The organism is Fredinandcohnia onubensis (assembly GCF_002734285.1).
In the GTDB taxonomy this organism is placed as follows: domain Bacteria; phylum Bacillota; class Bacilli; order Bacillales; family Bacillaceae_L; genus Ferdinandcohnia; species Ferdinandcohnia onubensis_A.
This window is the reverse complement of sequence record NZ_NSEA01000018.1, coordinates 1-19010: the sequence shown is the minus strand read 5'-3', so window position 1 is coordinate 19010 and position 19010 is coordinate 1. Positions and strand designations below refer to the sequence as shown.

Annotated in this window: 18 protein-coding genes, 10 tRNA genes and 1 pseudogene; 4 read left to right on the top strand and 25 right to left on the bottom strand. The window is 37.8% G+C overall.

What is annotated here, in order from left to right:
• Positions 1-92: 92 nt before the first annotated feature.
• From CKJ95_RS17170 to CKJ95_RS17160, 4 genes and pseudogenes are all read right to left on the bottom strand, one after another.
• Complete coding sequence (locus tag CKJ95_RS17170; protein WP_099354676.1) at positions 93-311, bottom strand: DUF5348 domain-containing protein; 219 nt, start codon at positions 309-311, stop codon at positions 93-95.
• Positions 304-744, bottom strand: a pseudogene (locus CKJ95_RS17165) (ATP-binding protein); the annotation flags it as partial. The pseudogene CKJ95_RS17165 and the gene CKJ95_RS17170, both read right to left, overlap by 8 nt.
• A gap of 172 nt (positions 745-916) precedes the next feature.
• Complete coding sequence (locus tag CKJ95_RS23495) at positions 917-1090, bottom strand: hypothetical protein (protein WP_180271562.1); 174 nt, start codon at positions 1088-1090, stop codon at positions 917-919.
• Positions 1091-1136: 46 nt separating this feature from the next.
• Positions 1137-2570, bottom strand: a complete 1434-nt coding sequence (locus tag CKJ95_RS17160) for a DDE-type integrase/transposase/recombinase (protein WP_099354674.1) — start codon at positions 2568-2570, stop codon at positions 1137-1139.
• A 165-nt stretch (positions 2571-2735) separates the two neighbouring features.
• On the opposite strand from CKJ95_RS17160, the gene CKJ95_RS17155 reads away from it, so the two are divergent.
• On the top strand, positions 2736-3074 hold the full coding sequence (locus tag CKJ95_RS17155) for a hypothetical protein (RefSeq protein ID WP_099354673.1): 339 nt from the start codon (positions 2736-2738) through the stop codon (positions 3072-3074).
• A 331-nt stretch (positions 3075-3405) separates the two neighbouring features.
• Here the strand turns inward: CKJ95_RS17155 and CKJ95_RS17150 are convergent, their stop codons facing one another.
• Complete coding sequence (locus CKJ95_RS17150) at positions 3406-4005, bottom strand: TetR/AcrR family transcriptional regulator (protein ID WP_099354672.1); 600 nt, start codon at positions 4003-4005, stop codon at positions 3406-3408.
• 98 nt (positions 4006-4103) lie between these two features.
• Here CKJ95_RS17150 and CKJ95_RS17145 point away from each other — a divergent pair, with 98 nt between their 5' ends.
• Together CKJ95_RS17145 and CKJ95_RS17140 are read left to right on the top strand one after the other, a co-directional pair.
• Positions 4104-4817 carry a GAP family protein gene (locus tag CKJ95_RS17145; RefSeq protein ID WP_099354671.1) on the top strand — a complete coding sequence of 238 codons (714 nt, stop codon included), beginning with the start codon at positions 4104-4106 and terminating at the stop codon, positions 4815-4817.
• 24 nt (positions 4818-4841) lie between these two features.
• On the top strand, positions 4842-5063 hold the full coding sequence (locus tag CKJ95_RS17140; protein WP_099354670.1) for a hypothetical protein: 222 nt from the start codon (positions 4842-4844) through the stop codon (positions 5061-5063).
• A 355-nt stretch (positions 5064-5418) separates the two neighbouring features.
• On the opposite strand, the gene CKJ95_RS17135 is transcribed toward CKJ95_RS17140, so the two are convergent.
• Entirely contained in the window at positions 5419-6291 is an 873-nt protein-coding gene (locus CKJ95_RS17135; RefSeq protein ID WP_099354669.1) for a pirin family protein, read from the bottom strand.
• Between the two features lie 38 nt (positions 6292-6329).
• On the bottom strand, positions 6330-6971 hold the full coding sequence (locus CKJ95_RS17130; RefSeq protein ID WP_099354668.1) for an FMN-dependent NADH-azoreductase: 642 nt from the start codon (positions 6969-6971) through the stop codon (positions 6330-6332).
• A 194-nt stretch (positions 6972-7165) separates the two neighbouring features.
• Here CKJ95_RS17130 and CKJ95_RS17125 point away from each other — a divergent pair, with 194 nt between their 5' ends.
• Positions 7166-7738: a TetR/AcrR family transcriptional regulator gene (locus CKJ95_RS17125; RefSeq protein WP_099354667.1), complete on the top strand. Its 573-nt coding sequence runs from the start codon at positions 7166-7168 to the stop codon at positions 7736-7738.
• A 67-nt stretch (positions 7739-7805) separates the two neighbouring features.
• Here CKJ95_RS17125 and CKJ95_RS17120 read toward each other — a convergent pair whose 3' ends face one another.
• The 18 genes from CKJ95_RS17120 to CKJ95_RS17030 form a co-directional block, all read right to left on the bottom strand.
• On the bottom strand, positions 7806-8639 hold the full coding sequence (locus tag CKJ95_RS17120; RefSeq protein ID WP_099354666.1) for a hypothetical protein: 834 nt from the start codon (positions 8637-8639) through the stop codon (positions 7806-7808).
• An 870-nt stretch (positions 8640-9509) separates the two neighbouring features.
• Positions 9510-11312, bottom strand: a complete 1803-nt coding sequence (gene glmS, locus CKJ95_RS17110; protein ID WP_099354664.1) for a glutamine--fructose-6-phosphate transaminase (isomerizing) — start codon at positions 11310-11312, stop codon at positions 9510-9512.
• A 457-nt stretch (positions 11313-11769) separates the two neighbouring features.
• Positions 11770-13116: a phosphoglucosamine mutase gene (gene glmM / locus CKJ95_RS17105; RefSeq protein WP_099354663.1), complete on the bottom strand. Its 1347-nt coding sequence runs from the start codon at positions 13114-13116 to the stop codon at positions 11770-11772.
• Positions 13117-13148: 32 nt separating this feature from the next.
• The gene (locus CKJ95_RS17100; protein WP_099354662.1) at positions 13149-14387 is read right to left on the bottom strand and encodes a CdaR family protein; all 1239 of its coding nucleotides are present in this window, start codon (positions 14385-14387) and stop codon (positions 13149-13151) included.
• Positions 14380-15201 carry a diadenylate cyclase CdaA gene (cdaA, locus tag CKJ95_RS17095; protein WP_099354661.1) on the bottom strand — a complete coding sequence of 274 codons (822 nt, stop codon included), beginning with the start codon at positions 15199-15201 and terminating at the stop codon, positions 14380-14382. Before cdaA ends, CKJ95_RS17100 begins: the two co-directional genes overlap by 8 nt.
• A 143-nt stretch (positions 15202-15344) precedes the next feature.
• A complete protein-coding gene (locus tag CKJ95_RS17090; protein WP_099354660.1) occupies positions 15345-15968 on the bottom strand; it encodes an anti-sigma factor family protein in 624 nt (207 codons plus the stop codon).
• Between the two features lie 12 nt (positions 15969-15980).
• A complete protein-coding gene (sigW, locus tag CKJ95_RS17085) occupies positions 15981-16544 on the bottom strand; it encodes an RNA polymerase sigma factor SigW (protein ID WP_099354659.1) in 564 nt (187 codons plus the stop codon).
• Positions 16545-16716: 172 nt separating this feature from the next.
• Positions 16717-17619, bottom strand: a complete 903-nt coding sequence (rocF, locus tag CKJ95_RS17080; protein ID WP_099354658.1) for an arginase — start codon at positions 17617-17619, stop codon at positions 16717-16719.
• Between the two features lie 176 nt (positions 17620-17795).
• A tRNA-Ala gene (locus CKJ95_RS17075) sits at positions 17796-17871 on the bottom strand.
• A 23-nt stretch (positions 17872-17894) separates the two neighbouring features.
• Positions 17895-17969: transfer RNA gene (locus CKJ95_RS17070), tRNA-Gly, on the bottom strand.
• 6 nt (positions 17970-17975) lie between these two features.
• Positions 17976-18048: transfer RNA gene (locus CKJ95_RS17065), tRNA-Lys, on the bottom strand.
• A gap of 5 nt (positions 18049-18053) precedes the next feature.
• A tRNA-Gln gene (locus tag CKJ95_RS17060) sits at positions 18054-18128 on the bottom strand.
• A 329-nt stretch (positions 18129-18457) separates the two neighbouring features.
• Positions 18458-18542 (bottom strand) — tRNA-Tyr (locus tag CKJ95_RS17055).
• A gap of 15 nt (positions 18543-18557) precedes the next feature.
• Positions 18558-18633 (bottom strand) — tRNA-Thr (locus CKJ95_RS17050).
• Between the two features lie 17 nt (positions 18634-18650).
• A tRNA-Val gene (locus CKJ95_RS17045) sits at positions 18651-18726 on the bottom strand.
• A gap of 5 nt (positions 18727-18731) precedes the next feature.
• Positions 18732-18806, bottom strand: a tRNA-Glu gene (locus CKJ95_RS17040).
• A 22-nt stretch (positions 18807-18828) separates the two neighbouring features.
• Positions 18829-18901: transfer RNA gene (locus CKJ95_RS17035), tRNA-Thr, on the bottom strand.
• 2 nt (positions 18902-18903) lie between these two features.
• A tRNA-Asn gene (locus CKJ95_RS17030) sits at positions 18904-18978 on the bottom strand.
• Positions 18979-19010: the final 32 nt, after the last annotated feature.

The following is a 19010-nucleotide window of genomic DNA, read 5'->3' as shown; positions in this document are numbered from 1 at the left end:
TTTTAGAGTGGAGCCGTGTTTTTGATTCTGGAGGGGGGCTAGCCCCCCTCCAGAATCAAAATTTCGCCGGCTGCCGCTGGGGCCAAGGGGATTTACAAACTGATCGTGTATTGATCCCCTTCGCGTAAATCGAATCGGACATCGTCCATTATTACATACCAACTCAGGGCCAATTCTAATCTGCAGGGAATGGTTTTTTTTCCTATGTGTAATTCAAAACTTTCCCCACAATGGAGGGCGTATTTCCTGCCCTGTATATCTACATACCACTGTTCCTGCTCGTAATCATAACGCATCCTTTTTTTATTCATGAGCTGCCCCCAATCCTTCTTTTGTGGGGACAATACCGGCGCGAACTTTCTCCTTTAACCGATATGAGTCACCTCGTATGTTGAACACGGAGCTATGGTGTAAAAGCCTGTCCAAAATGGCGGTCGCGAGGACCGAACTTTCAAGCATATCTCCCCATTCACTGTACGATTTATTCGAAGTGATAATCAGAGAACCTTCTTCGTATCGCTTTGAAACTACTTGGAAGAATATTTGAGCACTTATTGAATCAAAAGGGGCGTAACCAATTTCATCTATGATGAGGACGGGTTGCCTTGAATACTGTCTTAGAAACTTTTTGATTTGATTACGCTCGGCTGCCTCTTTAGCTGTTTCGATAAAGTCATCGGACCGAATGAATAAGGCTGTTTGACCCTGATCTATGACTTCTAATGCAATGGCGATGGCCAAATGCGTTTTGCCTTTATGAAAAGCTTTCCATAAGGGTAATTATCGAAAGTTTTTGTTTATGGAAAGAAATAAGGGTATAGCCTTTATTTATAATAGAATATTCTTTTATTTCTTTTCATAAAAACCTCACAATAGATTTATAAAATGGTAGTGTCAAAAGTTCTATGAAAACTCATTAGTGATTTACTCTTTTTCCAGTTGTTGGGTCGGAAGGCCCCGCAATCGCTCCTGACAAACAGTCGAAAAAGGTTGCGATAAAAGTATCAAGGGCGAAGGGAACAAAAGTAGGCATGACAAATAACCCTTGACCATTACCAATTTTAACCTTTTTCTCCGTTCGGTTTGTCAAGAGTTCGCTTCGCCGATTGCTAACTTAGGGCTCTGCTAAACAAAAGCTAGGCTGTTTGTTCTACAATCCATTGTTGGGCAAGATCAATCAACTTTGTCCAACGGGCAGGCATGTTGGCGAGCCTATCCAATTCGGGATTAACAACAGGCACTTTTCCGTCCAAGGCTGAATGTGGTCTTAAGAATTTAAAGTAAGCTACAAACAAGGTTATAAATGCAACAGACCCTTGTTCCGATCCAAAGCCATGTGTGGATCGATAATTGCCCTTAAAAGTTCGATTCAGCCTTTCGATTATTTGCTTTAATGGTCTGTATTCTTCCGAAACTGAATCCTCGTTTGTTAGCCCAATAACTTGCTTTACATCAAATGGAATTCCGTGTTGGGCAAAGAAATGTTGGGCTAGAAGATATATTGGATTTCCATCAACAATGAATGTGAGGTCTTCTGGAATCTCCTTCATTTTCACTAGTACTTCATCTATCGCTCGAATAGCTGATGGTGTATCACGGTTTGGAGACACTGGATAGGACAGTATAATCTTCTTTACCGCGTCAAAGAAGAAGAACAGGTAATGCCAGCGCCCATTCACACGGATATAGGTTTCATCACCACAGAATTGATCGGAAAGCTCATACGGATAGTAATCCACATAAGGCTTTAAAGTGACTGCTACACTTTTTTCGTAGTTCAAAATGGTTTGATGAGAGATGGTTATTCCGTGAACATCCTTCATGAGTGCAGCCGTTTTTCTAGCTGATAGTCCGTAATTGACATGATAGGTCAGGATCAGTCCTAATGTGTGGGAAGACACATAAATCCTAGATAAATCCACTTTTGGTTTCTTAGGTGAATCCTTGGATAAAGGTTGAAAATCAATGTGAAATTCACGGTAAATGTATCTTACCTTAAAGGCTTGCGGATCTTTTTTAAAGTGTTTTTTCTCTTTTTGAGACATTCTTTTCACCTTGTTTTTGTAGTAAGAACAGTCATTGTTTTTACATTTGAACACATTAAAATCTTTTCGTTCTTTGATCTTCTCAAGGGACTTTGAACAGTGAGGACACTTTAGGATTAGTTCCTTGTGATATCGACTTTTAGCATTAAATAGACACTTACACACCTTGCATTGATACTGTCCTTTTCCTCCGTTATTGGGGTATAGATAATCGGATGGAGCACCACACTTTGGACAGTCCATGGATGTTGGCACTAGCGTTGAATTTTTCCGCCTTTGCACAGGTTTTAGAGGCTTTCCCTTTTCCTCTTGGAATTCTTTCAAAAGGGCCCTGTAATCTAACCTTTCTGGTTGTTCAATGATCGGAAGATCATCTACTTGAAGCTTACGATAAGGCTTATTAACAGGTGTTTCTTCAGGTTTTTCAAACATACTCTTCCCCACAAGAAGAGTAAGCAAAGTTCGAATGACCTGTGCTTGATAGTTTATAAAAGTTAATAAATAGGTTATAATTTGAGGGTACAACTTGTCACTTCCTTTTTAGGTTGGTGTTTGGTGTGGTAACCTCACTATTTCCTAAAATTCAGGGGGTGGCAATTTTTTTGCTCAAAAAGCCCTCTATCAAGGCATTTTATAGCCTATTTAATATAAAAGTTTTGACAATACGGAGAGTTTAATGGGGGAATAAAAATGAAAAAAGATTATACAAAAGTAATTCACCTTATAACCATAATGCTTATTACATTTGCTTTGGCGGGATGTCAAAATGCTAAAAACAAAAATGTAGTAACAGATTATACTAATGGTCCTGGAAAGGTAATTTACGATTTTATAGTATCGAAAGACGGAAAATCAGTTGCAGATAAAGTGATAATTACTGATGCTAAAAATGTAACAGAGGATGGAGGACATCAATTTAATATTTATCAATATAAAGAATATACTGGTCAAGATGAATTTATTTACTTTGTATTGAAACAGGATGATAATGGAGACTGGTATATACACAAAAGAGTTCCAGATGTATGATAACTAAAATGACGTGCTTTAATAAAAATTGAAATTTAAGATGAAAAACGCTTGGATATATCCAAGCGTTTTAATGTGCGATTTAGTGCGTTGATTTTGATGTGTTTTAGTGTAGAATTCTATTTGATATTTACCATTTTCCCCACGTTATCTGAACTACTTAGGTATTGATCCCACCTTTATTCCGCAAAAGCCCTCGTTACTCGAATATAGTATTTGTATTTGTGAAATGTATTTTCCTTTCAATAACATCTACCTATGTAAATTGATTCAGTTTTTTTTTCAATCATAATCACCCCCAATTTGATTGAGCACTCATTTTATTAACTTTCTAATTACATACTTTGCAAAGTGTTTCTAAATGATAACGGATTACTTCCTTAACCTTTTCTGAGGAGTACACATCAGGTCTTAATAGAGCATGAATTGACAAACCTTCAATCAATGCTGATAGCCTACTTGTTTCTAATTCTACATTAATTGACTCGGGTAAAAGCCCTTGTAAAACTAACATCTGAATCATAGAATTCGCTAATTCATACGTTCCGTTAGTCATTTCATCTTTTTTTTCTTTTAATGTATCACTTGTAAGTGAGCGAAGTGCAAAGATCCACCAAACACTCGTTTCAATTTTCTTTTTTTCGTCAATTGGCACAAGCTCTAATAGAACTTCCTCAACTGCTTGCAATGGGTTTTCTGACCAATTTTTACTTTGAGAACGTTTTTTTCCTTCTTCCAGGTAATAATTCATGATAAATAATAACATTTCATCCTGTGTTGAAAAATAATGTCTTAACGCACCAGAGGACATCCCTGCTTCAGTTGCAACTCTGCGTATTGATGCTTTCTCAAACCCTTCTTGCTTAATAATATTCCATGCAGCTTCTGCGATCGACTTCCTCTTTTGCTCATGATTAACAATCTTTGGCATTATTAAAACCACTTCCCCTATTTAACACAGTGTGTTATTATCTTTTTAGCACATTGTATTATAATAATACCACATATTAAAAAGGAGGTACTATTTAATTGATAGAAACGATTGAAGCAATGATGCCATCTTCATTAATAGACATATCAACAGCCTTAATAATTATTTCCATTTGTGCCTTAGTTGACATATTAAGTCCTGGTGTACTCGCTGTAACAGCCTATTTATTATTGACACAACCTAATCAATTATCTTCTCGCTTGCTTGTTTTTCTATCTATTACGCAATTAGGCTACTTTGTAATGGGTTTATTACTATACTTTGGTGGAGAATCACTATTGACGAGAATCGAACAATTATCTGAAATTGACTTTATCAATTGGTTTTATATCCTTTTTGGAATGGTTCTTGTTCTAATTAGCTTCAGTAAACCAAAAGATACTACAAAAAAACGTTTAATTTCAATTATACCCACAAACACAACTATCAAAGGGATGATCATATTAGGAAGCATTGTTTTTCTAATTGAATTTGTAACTGCATTGCCTTACTTTTATTCAATTTTATTAATGGATCACCTAGCAATAGAGCCTACTCCTTCCATCTTAATTATAACTGGGTACAATCTTGTAATGGTGCTTCCTTCACTACTGCTTTTAGGAGTTAATATTGTGCTTAAAGACAAACTACATCAATTTCTAAATAAAATCAGGTCAAAATTAAATGAAGCTCCAATTTCTTCACTCTTAGTAGCGATAGGAGTAGTAGGTGCAGTTTTTTTCAACATCGGTCTTAGAGGCATATTAAATTAAAATAATTTTAATGAGGTGTTCATCATGAAAGAAATTATTAGTGGACTTAGTTTACTATTCCTTATCCAAGGAGTAGGAGGGCTAATTAATCATCTAACAAATGGAGGTAAAAGCTGGTTTTTAGTTAATTATGTTGATGCCTTTCAAGGATTTGAAATCATTTTAAACATTGTATTTATTATAGTTGGCGGGGTCATAGGTTTAGCATCTCGTAAAAAAGACGACTCTACTAAAAGTGAAAATTAAAATGTACAAATTTACACTACAGCGGAGGAATTCTCACCACTTCCGCTGTTTTCCCTTTACTTTGCCTTTTAGAAAAGAAAAGGGACGAAGTCCTACTGGACCCGCCCCCCGAATTTTGATTGATTTTACGATTGAATCAAGATTGAATACATATTTGTTTACCCGTTGGTCTTCCCGCTCTGGATACCAACTATTTAGCAGTAGGTACCGACTTTTTAGCGTGGAGATATAATAGAAAAAAGAATAAAGAGGTAAAAATGAAACCCCGATTCTAGTCCATCACTCATTTAAAATACTTCATTGTATAAGTGCAGCCTTCCACACAATGTAGTTCCTTTTCCTATGAAAATTCCCCTTACTCTTTTACAGCAGGAGGTCCAAATACTCCTCGCTGAAGATCTCGAAATGCCTCCCGGATTTCTTCTGCCGTATTCATTACAAATGGTCCACCAAATGCAATTTCTTCCCGAATAGGAACACCTGAATATATCAACACTTTAGAACGAGTTTTTGCTTTTATTTTTAATTCACTTTGGTTAGACTCGGAGCCTTCTTCATTAAAGGATATTGTAGCTGCTCCTGTTTTACCTATCTTTGTCTTACTTTCTCCGAATTCCATCTCTCCTGCCAACATGTACAAGAATGAATTATGATTCTCAGGTAAAATATGTGTAAACTCAGTTCCTTCACGAAGGGTAATTTCCACCATTGTAATAGGTACCAAACTATTCATTGGTCCTTTTACCCCTGCAATATCCCCTGAATACACTCGAATCGAACCACCTTCAAAGTTCACTACAGGAGCATCTTCAACATAGATGTTTTGATAAGCTGTTTCTGTACGCTTCAAATTTTTTGGAAGGTTTAGCCATACCTGTAATGTATGAATCAAGTCATCATAATAAGCCTCTTCCGCATGTCTAGCTGCCCATCCAGCATTCATGTATTGAACATCACCAGCATTTAATAGGCTATAGCCACCCGCATTATCTATATGTTCCAGCCTCCCATCAACAACATACGTTACAGTTTGAAAGCCTCGGTGAGGATGGTCGGCGAAGACTCCACGTTTATACCAGTCTTCGGCCATAAGAATAAAGGGAGAAAATTCTTGATTCCTCTCAGGATTAAGAATAACTCCTTGTTGGACATGTGGATAACCATTTTTATTATATGTTGGATACCAAAAATCCTTTATATCTCTATGAAATGTTGTTTCCTTGGTCATCTCAATTCCTCCTTCATTGGAATGATTACTCCATTTGATTAAGCATATTGATAAGCTAATTTCTCTGCGACTTCTGTTACTTTACGCATCCCATTTCCAATGATCTCTTCTGCTTTATCAGGCCTTGCATTATGTCCCTCAATAACAACCTCATCAGTAAGTTCCATACCAAACATTCCAGCAAATATGCTTCTCATATAATTCACTGCATGTTCCATCTTCTGCATTTCGGGTGAAGAATAATACCCACCTCTGGCATTCATTAGAATAATCTTTTTCTCTGGCATTAAATAAACTGGCGAACCATCTGAACCGTATTTGAAGGTGTAACCCGCTTCATCAATGTAGTCAATAAATGTGTGAAGTTTTGCGGGAACCGTCAAGTTCCACAATGGAAAAATAAATACGACAACATCAGCTGCAGCAAATACATCTTTCGCTTTTTGTTTCGCAGCTAGAAGACGTTGTTCTAATTCTGATAGTTCATCACCACTTTGTAATTTTCCAAAAGCATCAAATAATTCTTGCCCAAAGTATGGCATATCTTCTTCAAAAACATCATAGACAGTCACATTTAGATTATTTGCCTCTTTTATAGACTCCATGAAAGTTTCATACATTTTACTAGATACACCCTGAGATGCCGGGCGATTATTTGCTTTAACTACTAATAAATTCATTTAATAAATCCTCCTAAATTCCTGTTCCCACAATAAAAGGGAATTAATTTTACAACTATTGCATACGCAACACTTGTTGTATAATCAAATTATAGATATGATCTGTTCACCCCTCAAGCAACAAAATCTTCACTTTGTTGCATAAGCCACAAATCACGAAAAATGTCTTATCATTCTGAAATGGAGGTATTTTAATGACTGGGGAAAACACGGATTTGCGTTCAATTCGAACAAGGAAATTCATTTTTGATTCCTTTGTAGAGCTCTTGGAAAAAAAGGAGTTCAACAGTATCAAAATCAGTGATATTACAACAGGAGCCATGATTAATCGGGCAACTTTTTATCGTCATTTTCTCGATAAATATGATTTGCTGGAAAAAGTGATAAAAGAAGATTTACTGGAGAATGTACTAAAGGAATTGTCGAATAATGAAGAGTTCAGCGAGGAAATGCTAAAGAGTTTGTTCTTATCTATTACTACATTCCATATGGGCTTATCAACCCGATGTCAAAGAAGTTATCATGATATGAGCGTGAATATCGAAGCCATATTAAAAAAGGAGCTTGAACAGATTATCTTACAATCTCTATTAAAAAAGTATCAGGATGAGAGTAATGAAAAGCTAAGAATACTGGCCACGATGTTAAGTTGGATGATATACGGAGCTTCAATTGATTGGAAGCAAAATAGCAGTAAATCACCAGAAATATATTTAGAAGATGCAAGTTTGTCTATTAGGCAATTGTTAAAGAATGAAGTAGTATAAAGTTTCTTTAGTAAAAAGGCGTTACTCCTAATGGAATAACGCTTTTTGCTCTTAATCAACTCACTTGTTAGAAAAGGATTGAAGGTAAGACCTTATTTATATATTCCTGCCAGTAATCTTCATCGCCATCTATTTCATGAAGCCAACAATACATTAATAAGATTTCAAGAAATTGTTTTTTTCCTCTGATAAATGGTTTTTTTGAAATTCTTCTATGTAATGAATTAATATTGAATAAATTACTTTTTTGTTTATAGTCGTACTCATATTTTCGCCAACTATCTTTGCTTCTTATTCTATGCTTCACATCCCAAGTCTCCTCATTGTCAAAAAAACGAGAAACATAGTTTGAAGCAAAAGTCAGCAAATTTACTTGGTATTTATCCCACGTCTTTTTAATCCACTCTTCTACTTCCTCTGATATATAGATATTTTCAAAATCCATTTTTGGATTACTTTGAATTCGGTGATGATCTTTGATGAAAAGGAAAAGCATTTCCGTCTGCTCTTTCAGAAAATGGTTTTTCTTTATAAGTTGAGCGTAACAATCATAAGAAACACTGCGAAACTCTTGATCAGTGTTGTATAGATAAAATAATTCATCTTTTTTAAGGTAACTAACAATAGAACGATTCAGTTGCTTGTCATAATCATCATAAATTCCAACTAACCATTCCTGAATATCAGATTCATATTGCCGAAGAGAATTTTTATACTTTTCAAGACGTTCTTCGTTTAGCACTGTTTTTTCATCCAATTTTGAATCATCAAGGTATTGGTTGAAATACTCAAATATATAGTTCATACACGTTTGCATATTTTGAGCCTTTGACTCAATATCAAATTCATTAATACGATCTTCTTTTTTTCTTTTTGAAATGAATTCTTCAAGAGAAAGCATCCTTATTCACATCCTATTTTATCTTCCCATACCATTTCACTATTTATTATACTAAATTCCCTTTCTAACCTTTATTCCTATCCTTTGCCCATCTACTATGTCCCCATCGAAAATTAACGTTCCCACGCCCCTTCCTCCTCCCATCACACTCAACGCCTTATCCCCCAAGGGCTCACGCCCCTTTCAATGCCCCTTCCATTTTCTCTTATAAAAAAATTACGTTCCCGCCTTTTTTCCCGATTTTTGCCCAAAATTGTACCGATTTTGCAATGATTTTTATAAAAAAATTACGTTCCTTAATAGACGAATACGGAGTAGATAAATGAGGACTTTTTGATTCTAAGGAGTGAGGAAAAACACTGGAAAGGATGCTGATTCAATACTGTGTGGGAAACTAACTGAAAGAGGCTAGGAACCTTACTGGACAAGCGATTGGAGGAATACGGAATTGAAAAAACGATTGGATTCGGATTGAATACTGATTGAAAATGGGATTAGATTGCGATTGGATTCCCGCTGAATTTTATACAAAAAAAAACCGAAGGTCTACCAGGAAAAGTACCGGAAAAACCTTCGGATTAGGAACATTAATTTTATTTAAGGAACGCTTATTTTATTTAAGGAACCTTAATTTTTTATGGAGACAATTAAAAAAAGCGACTGGATATGGATTGAATTTTGATTGAAAATGGGATTAGATTCCGATTGGAACCCCATCTAATTTTACATAAAAAAACCGAAGGTCTGCCGGGAAACGTACCGGAAAAACCTTCGGTTTGGGAACATTAATTTTATTTAAGGAACGCTTATTTTATTTAAGGAACCTTAATTTTATATAGAGACAAGTCCCAAATTTACATTGAATATTTTTTATTCAACCGTTACACTCTTCGCCAAATTACGTGGCTTATCTACGTCACAGTCACGGTGAAGCGCTGCGTAGTAAGAGATAAGCTGTAACGGAATAACAGAGATAAGTGGTGTTAACATTTCATTAACGGCTGGGAGCACATAACGGTCTTCATCTGTTTCTAAGCCCTTCATTGAAATGATACATGGGTGTGCGCCACGTGCCACAACCTCTTTCACATTTCCACGAATGCTTAGGTTAACATGCTCTTGAGTAGCTAGAGCGATAACCGGTGTCCCTTCTTCTATTAAGGCAATTGTTCCGTGCTTTAATTCTCCTCCTGCAAAACCTTCTGCTTGGATATAGGAGATTTCCTTAAGCTTTAAGGCACCCTCTAGTCCAACGAAGAAGTCCATCGCACGACCGATGAAGAAGCAGTTACGAGTAGTAGTGAAGTACTCCCAAGCAATAGCTTCCATTACTTCTTTGTCATCACATAGAGCCTCCATGCTGTTTGCAATAATCCCAAGCTCTTTGACAAGGTCCATGCCAACCTTTATCTCCTTTGATTCAGCTGTTACATACGCAAGGATTGCAAGTACTGCTAACTGTGCTGTATAAGCTTTTGTTGAAGCAACTGCAATTTCTGGTCCTGCATGTAATAACAACGTGTAATCAGCTTCACGTGAAAGTGTTGAACCAGGTACATTTGTAATTGTAATGGACTTGTGACCCATTTCCTTTACATGTACTAACACAGCACGGCTGTCTGCTGTTTCACCACTTTGTGAAATAAAGATGAATAATGGTTTCTCAGATAATAAAGGCATATTGTATGAGAATTCACTAGAAATATGAACCTCTACAGGAATGTGCGCCATTTTTTCAATGAATTGTTTCCCAACAAGACCAGCATGATAACTTGTTCCGGCAGCGATAATATAGATTCGATCTGCATCCTTCATCGCTTCGACAATACAAGGATCAATCGCTAACTTGCCGCTCTCAGCTTGATATTCTTGAACAATTTTTCTCATGACTAAAGGCTGTTCATCAATTTCCTTTAGCATATAGTGTGGGTAAGTTCCCTTTTCAATATCGCTTGCATCAAGCTTTGCTGTATATGGGTCACGGCTGATTGTTTCACCCGCTAAATTTTTAATTGTGACAGACTCTTTTTTAACAATGACAATTTCTTTATCCATTAACTCGATATATTGGTCGGTTACCTGGAGCATTGCCATTGCATCACTTGCTACAACATTAAAGTTGTCGCCAAGACCTACAAGAAGTGGACTTTTGTTTTTCGCTACATAGATAGTTTCGTTGTTTTGCTCATCAAGCATTGCAATTGCATAGGAACCTTTTAGTAGGCTTAATGTTTTTCGGAAAGCCGCTTCTACTTCCATACCTTGGTTTACAAATTGCGCTAATACCTGAACAACAACTTCTGTATCTGTATCACTTAGTAACTCAACGTTTTGTAAATACTCATTCTTAAGCTGACTGTAATTTTCAATTACGCCATTATGAACAAGAGTGAATCGTCCAGTAGACGCCTGATGTGGGTGTGCATTGACTCTACTTGGCACACCATGTGTAGCCCAACGAGTGTGTCCAATCCCTGCAGTAGCAAATAAACTTTGATCTACAGCCTCACGAAGAATCGCAATACGACCTTTTTCTTTAAAAACATGTACACCTTCATCATTCATTACTGCGATTCCAGCTGAGTCATAGCCGCGATACTCAAGCTTTTCTAGTCCCTTTAGTAAAATCTCTTTCGAGTCTTGATGTCCAATAAAACCTACAATTCCGCACATAATAAGTTTCCTCCCTAAAAAAGGGAACAAGAAAGCACGGGGCTATCTTGCCCCTTTTTTTCCATATTTATCTCTTTTACTCAATCATATCCTTCCGTTTGTGCAGAGAGTCACCCCTCTGTTTTGACTAAAAGGACTTTCGGTCGTGATTGAAATCAACCGGGAGGCATCCGCCGAATTTTCGATAAACCTCCACCTCGTCAACTAAACCTATAACAATAGCCTATGCAATGTTATTTCTTCCGTTCATGGTTTAGTTCTGGCGCTTTAATTAGAAATACTACTACTGTTAACCCTCCTTTACAAAAATTTGAACAAGAACAATAATACAACACAATCTACAAACTCGTCAATCATAACATGGTATATATTTTCCATGTATACTAAAAAAATATGCATACTTGGTCCTATATGTGCCAAGTATACATATTTTTAATGAAAATGTATTATATGATCTTTATTCGATTCCCATCTCTGTTTTTACTACAGAAACAATACGGTCTACGTATTCTTTACAAAGCTCTTCTGTCGGAGCCTCTGCCATTACCCTTACTAACGGCTCGGTTCCTGAAGGGCGTACTAAAATACGACCATTTCCATTCATTTCAGCTTCAACCTGTTCGATAACCTCTTTAATGATTGGATTATCCGCTACATGATATTTATCTGTTACCTTTACATTCACTAGTAACTGCGGAAACTTTGTCATTTCACTTGCAAGCTGGGATAAAGGTTTCTTTGTGCTTTTCATGATATTCACTAATTGTAGACCTGATAATAGTCCGTCACCAGTTGTATTGTAATCAAGGAAAATGATATGTCCTGACTGTTCTCCACCTAGAATATATCCGCTCTTCTTCATTTCTTCTACAACATAGCGATCACCCACCGCTGTTTGAACACTTTCAATTCCGTTTTCTTCTAAAGCTTTATAAAAACCTAGATTACTCATAACCGTTGATACAACAGTTTGATGCTTTAAACGACCTTGTTCTTTCATATACTTTGCACATATGTACATGATTTGGTCTCCATCAACGATTTCTCCATTTTCGTCAATTGCAATGAGTCGGTCGCCATCACCATCAAAGGCTAGTCCAACATCTGCTCCTTTTTCCTTTAAAAAGGCTGCAAGGGCTTCAGGATGTGTAGAACCTACACCATCATTAATATTCAGACCATTTGGAGATGTTCCCATTGTAGAAATATCTGCATCCAAGTCAGCAAATAAATGCGTAGCTAGGGATGATGTCGCACCATTGGCGCAATCCAGTGCTACATGGATACCAGTGAAATCCTCTTCCACTGTTTGTTTTAGGAATTGAAGATATTTTTGGCCACCTTCAAAATAATCATTCACTTGACCTAAATCAGCCCCAATTGGACGTGGTAACTGATCTTCTGGTAAGTCTAAAAGTGCCTCAATTTCATTTTCCTGTTCATCAGAAAGCTTAAAGCCATCTGGACCAAAGAATTTAATCCCATTGTCTTGTACTGGATTATGTGAAGCAGAAATCATGACACCCGCTTCAGCACCTAAAGCCTTTGTTAAAAATGCAACTCCTGGAGTGGAGATAACACCTAAACGCATAACTTCTGCTCCAATTGATAATAGACCTGCAACAAGTGCACCTTCTAGCATATGACCTGAAATACGAGTATCGCGGCCAATTAATACCTTTGGTCGTTCTTTATCCTTTGTTAACACATAGCCTCCAAATCTTCCAACCTTAAATGCAAGCTCTGGAGTTAGTTCACTATTTGCAACACCTCGTACACCATCTGTACCAAAATATTTTCCCATTTTAAACGATCTCTCCTTTTGCTGATACTCAATTACTCTTCAATTTCCGTAATTCGTATCTTTGCCTTTTCTTGAGGTAATGCCCACGTAACATTGTCTGGGCCTTTGACTTCTATATCTATATCATGCTCACCAATCCCAAGATTGGTCACATCAATAAACACATCAAAATTTGTAGGACTTGTCCCTTCTAAGACACTTGGTGCTCCTTGCACGTCTATATTGAGTGTCCCTGCTTCAGGGTCTAAAAACGTTAGTGCAAATTGAGCTCCTAAGCCTAAGCTTCTAATTGATAAATCTGAGAAGGTTTCCGATATCTCTTCTTCGATATCAACTGATACTTCAATATTTTCAGGGGATACTTGAATAACCCCTTTTGGTACCGGAACTTTCACTTCAATAGTAGAGTCTTCTCTTATATTATCTAGGTCAATTTCAGCTTCAATAGACGAAATTTCGTCAATCACTTCTTTCGGACCAAATATCGTTACTTGATTTGGTGTTGGTGTGATATTGACTAAGCTTAACCCATCCGGAAGTTTTCCTTTTTGCTTAAGGGTAAGAGATACTGATTTATTTGGGCTGACAATCGGAACCGCAATTTCTACAACATTAGGTTCCACTGTTACCGACAAAACATTTTGGTTTTTATCATAAACAGCTACCCTTGACTCTTGTGTAAAGTCTTTAGTTACTCCCTTAAGGTCGACAACTGCTTTTACGATAGCTACTCTCTCAATTTCCTCTAAAGCTCCAGTTATTTTGACTACTCGAGGTGAGACGACTGGCTCTCCAATAGTATACCCTTCAACTACTTGGTCACGGTTGACAAAGTCGACTTCAACCGGGAATTCCTTTGTTACTTTTTCCTGTATGACAACGGTAATTTCGGCAGGATCAATTTTAACTTTTATTTTTTCAGAGATATTTCGATATTGTAGTTTTACCTTATGAGTACCAACTGATAACTGAGTTAGGTCTGCATATACTTCGATTTCCTTTTGGAGGCCTTCTCTTTTGGTCACTCCGGATGGACCTTCTATCGTTACGTTTACATATTGAGGAACTCCAGATACAACTAGATTTTGATCGTCATAGTATGTATTTACCGGAATCTCCGTTAGTGTTTCCGTGTAATTTGAAAATAATGGCAACCCTGCAGGACTCTTGGTAGCAGGTTGGTTCTCAAAGCTGACAGATGCAAATAAGAGTAGCGCAAGGAACAATGCAATAATCCGTGTAACCCAACGGTTATCGATTAATCTATCCATTCTTTTTCCCCCTCCATTGCCATAGTGAATGAGAGGTAATGCTTTCATTTGTTATTAGTTCTTGTTTTAGTAAGTCTCGAAATGCATCAGGTTTCAAATCCCGGTGTAGTTCGCCGTTCTTTGTTAAAGACACACTTCCTGTTTCTTCTGATACAACAATCGTTATGCTGTCTGTTACCTCACTAATCCCAAGTGCTGCTCGGTGTCGAGTTCCTAATTCCTTTGATATAAATGGGCTCTCTGATAGTGGCAGATAACATGCAGCTGCCGCTACTTGGTTTCTTTGTATAATCACGGCTCCATCATGTAAAGGTGTATTTGGTATAAAAATATTGATTAGTAACTCAGATGATATGGCTGAATTTAATGGAATCCCTGTTTCCACATAGTCCCCCATTCCCGTTTGTCGTTCAATCGAGATGAGTGCACCAATGCGGCGTTTGGCCATATAATCAGTGGCTTTGGTTATTGCCTCAATTAATTTTACCTGATGATCTTCTTCATCATTACCACTTCTTGAAAATATTTTACCACGGCCAAGCTGTTCCAGTGCCCTTCTCAATTCAGGCTGGAAAATAACGATAATCGCTAAGAATCCCCAATCCATCACCTGGTCTACTAACCAAAACAAAGTATGTAACTCTAACAGGCTACTTAATAAGCGGATAAAAACGATAACAATAATCCCCTGCAAAAGCTGTACAGCTTTTGTTCCGCGGATAAGGGATAAGATTTTATATATCACATACCAGACAAGGAGAACATCTAGAAAAATGCCAAGGTAACCTAGTAATGGGAGTTCATTAAATGACATTCTCACACTTCCTCTATGAAATAATCCAAACATGCATAGTTAGCTATAATATTATATCATATATCTTTCCTTAACCGATTACAAATTGGTAGGTGGATAAGCTTAATTTTACCCTCAAAAAAAAGACCACCGTGTCCGATGGCCTATTCTTCATTATCAAAAATGTGGATGACATCTGTACCTACCTTTTTTATATGGTACCAAAGCCACTCAAACATTTGATTGACTACTTTAACCTCCCCTGTAACATTTCCAGCAGAAGCCATATAATTCTCACCGTTTATCACAGTGACATTTCCGTCTACGTCTCCCTCTATCACAAGCTTACCATTCTTGACAACGACATCCCCCTTCACTGTTTCACCTTCAGGAACAATGACGGTATTGTTTTCAACAATTAAATTAGGTTGTTTTGATACAGAGAATTGCTCACTTTCATTCCAGACGGAAAAGAGACTCCCTGCCATTAATACAAGAAAGAGAGCGGCAGCTGATAGCATCGGGTGCTCCCTGAACCAACGTTTAAAGCTAACAGTGCGTTTTTCCTTCGGCAGATTTTGCATGACCTTTAATGTAAAATCATCAGGTGCAGAAATATGAGAAGTACTTTGTACCAACGCAATTGTCTTCTTTAGCTCATGAAAATGTTGATTACAGGATTCGCAGGCATGCAAATGCTCACGTAGTAGCTTCTCTTCCTCTTCAGAAATGTCTTCATCTAGGTAATTATGCATTAACGTAACCATGTGTTTTTCTGAACAGTTCATTTTTTCTCACCCCTATACATGTCGAAGTTGGTTTCGTAGAGCTTCTCTGCCCCTATGAATTCTTGTTTTTACCGTACCCACTGGCAGGTCAAGAATTTCACCAATTTCCTTTAGTGAAAACTCCTCGATGTATTTTAAAACAATGACCGAACGATACTTATCTGGAAGCTTCAGTATCTCCGCTTGGATTAATTCTTGTAGCTCCAGTGTCTCAAGCTCGTCCTCTGGTAGTGTTACATCTGCAGCAACTTGCGAATACATAGTTAGTCCATCTGACCCTGCAAGTTCGGCATCCAAGTAATAATCAGGTTTTTTCTTTCGAATGCGGTCAATCGACAGATTCGTTGCAATACGGTATAGCCATGTCGAAAACTTTTTATTCAAATCATAGCTATGGATATTTACATATGCCCGAATGAAGGCTTCCTGTGCAATATCCTCTGCCTCATGTCGATTCCCAAGCATACGATAGCATATCTGAAAAACCTTGTCTTTGTAAAATTCTACTATCTCCGCAAATGCATTCTGATCTCCATTTTTTAGCTGTCTTATTCTGTTTTTAATAATTGTCTCCATTTTGTATACCTCCGCTCTACTCGCGGGTATCATTATTTACGAATCATCTCTTAAAAGGTTTCATTTTCTCCATAATTTTCATTTTAACAAATTTTGGGTGGTTTATGTGCTAGGAAAATTAAATCTTTAAAATAAAAAAACAGTATCCCTTGTTTTGAGATACTGTACGGTATTATAAGAGTTTTTCTCCGAATAAAGACCCCATTAAAGCAACCGCTACAGAGGCCGTTTTATTTTTATCATCTAGAATTGGATTAACTTCTACAACTTCAGCAGAAGTAATCAATTTTGATTCCTCTAACATTTCCATTGCTAGATGGCTCTCACGATAACTAATGCCCCCAAGAACTGGAGTTCCCACACCTGGTGCGTCATGGGGATCAAGACCATCTAAATCCAACGATAAGTGAACACCATCTGTTTTTTCTTTTAGATATGCAATCGTTTCTTCCATAACCTTCGTCATACCTAAACGATCAATCTCATGCATGGTATATACTTTAATTCCTAACTTTTTAATTAACTCCTTCTCACCATCATCAAGTGATCTTGCACCAATAATGACAATGTTTTCAGGCTTTACTTTAGGACCATAACCAGCGATTTCTGTCAATCTCTTATGACCAATTCCAAGGCTAGCAGCGAGCGGCATTCCATGTATATTACCTGATGGTGAAGTATCTGCTGTATTTAAATCTCCATGAGCATCGTACCAAATAACCCCTAAGTTTTTATAATGCTTCGCTACACCTGCGAGTGTGCCAATCGCAATACTATGGTCACCACCTAGGACAAGCGGGAACCTTCCAGCTTGAATGACCTCATCTACTGTTGTAGCGAGCTTTTCATTTGCCTCAGATACTTTCTCAAGGTTCTTTAAATTTTCATCTTTAGCAATTTCTTCACGGGTAGGACGTGTAATTTCAATATCACCTAAATCATCTATATCATAATCAAGTCTCTCTAATCGTTCAACTACACCCGCATAACGGATGGCACTTGGCCCCATGTCAACTCCTCTACGCATTTGGCCTAAGTCCATGGGTACACCAATAATGGAAATATCCTTCTTCATTTTATATGAACCTCCTTCTCCCATACACTATTGTACCTACTTTTAATAGAATGACTCAACTCAACAAAATCATGTATATATATGCAGGAATAAGGGGGACAAAATGGACCCAAATGTGGGGTTTATGCAAAAAAAAATAAACCAAGAGTGGTTTATTGTGAGTTATTATATGTAATTGGTGGAGCCTAGCGGGATCGAACCGCTGACCTCCTGCGTGCAAAGCAGGCGCTCTCCCAGCTGAGCTAAGGCCCCACGTATGAAAAAGAAGTAGTTCATGGAGCGGAAGACGGGATTCGAACCCGCGACCCCCACCTTGGCAAGGTGGTGTTCTACCACTGAACTACTTCCGCTTGAGATGAGCCATGAAGGACTCGAACCTTCGACCCTCTGATTAAAAGTCAGATGCTCTACCAACTGAGCTAATGGCTCTAAAATGGCTGGGCTAGCAGGATTCGAACCTACGAATGACGGAGTCAAAGTCCGTTGCCTTACCGCTTGGCTATAGCCCATTGATTTTACTACGTGATTAGTCTTCCTTGAATAAACATCAAGAAAAATCACCGCAAGAGGATATTTTGGGATATTTCAGTAGGAAATATTACGAAATATCGTCGACACTACTAAGTATTAATGTATTCCTTAACAATGTATGTCTTATTCATCTTCAAGTGTTATCATAACACGGAATTATATTTTTTTATTACCCTAGTATCTTGCTCAGATAACATACAAATTATGTGTAATCTAAGGAAATAATTATATAATTTCATAAAAATAGCCCACTTCATCCTTTTGAACTTGTCCAAAGAAAGAATAAAGGCTTATGAGCATATGTAAATGGTGGAGGGGGACGGATTCGAACCGCCGAACCCGGAGGGAGCGGATTTACAGTCCGCCGCGTTTAGCCACTTCGCTACCCCTCCATCATTAAATGAAGATGGTGCCGGCGATAGGAGTCGAACCCACGACCTACTGATTACAAGTCAGTTGCTCTACCAACTGAGCTACACCGGCAAATATATATTTTAAAATGGTGGAGGATGACGGGATCGAACCGCCGACCCCCTGCTTGTAAGGCAGGTGCTCTCCCAGCTGAGCTAATCCTCCGAAAATGGTGACCCGTACGGGATTCGAACCCGTGTTACCGCCGTGAAAGGGCGGTGTCTTAACCGCTTGACCAACGGGCCAATTTGCAAATTCTCTTTTTTAAGCTTCCAAGCGGGCTCGAACCGCTGACCTCTTCCTTACCATGGAAGTGCTCTACCAGCTGAGCTATGGAAGCAATGGCTCCGCAGGTAGGATTCGAACCTACGACCGATCGGTTAACAGCCGATAGCTCTACCACTGAGCTACTGCGGAATAAAGGCCTAGCGACGTCCTACTCTCACAGG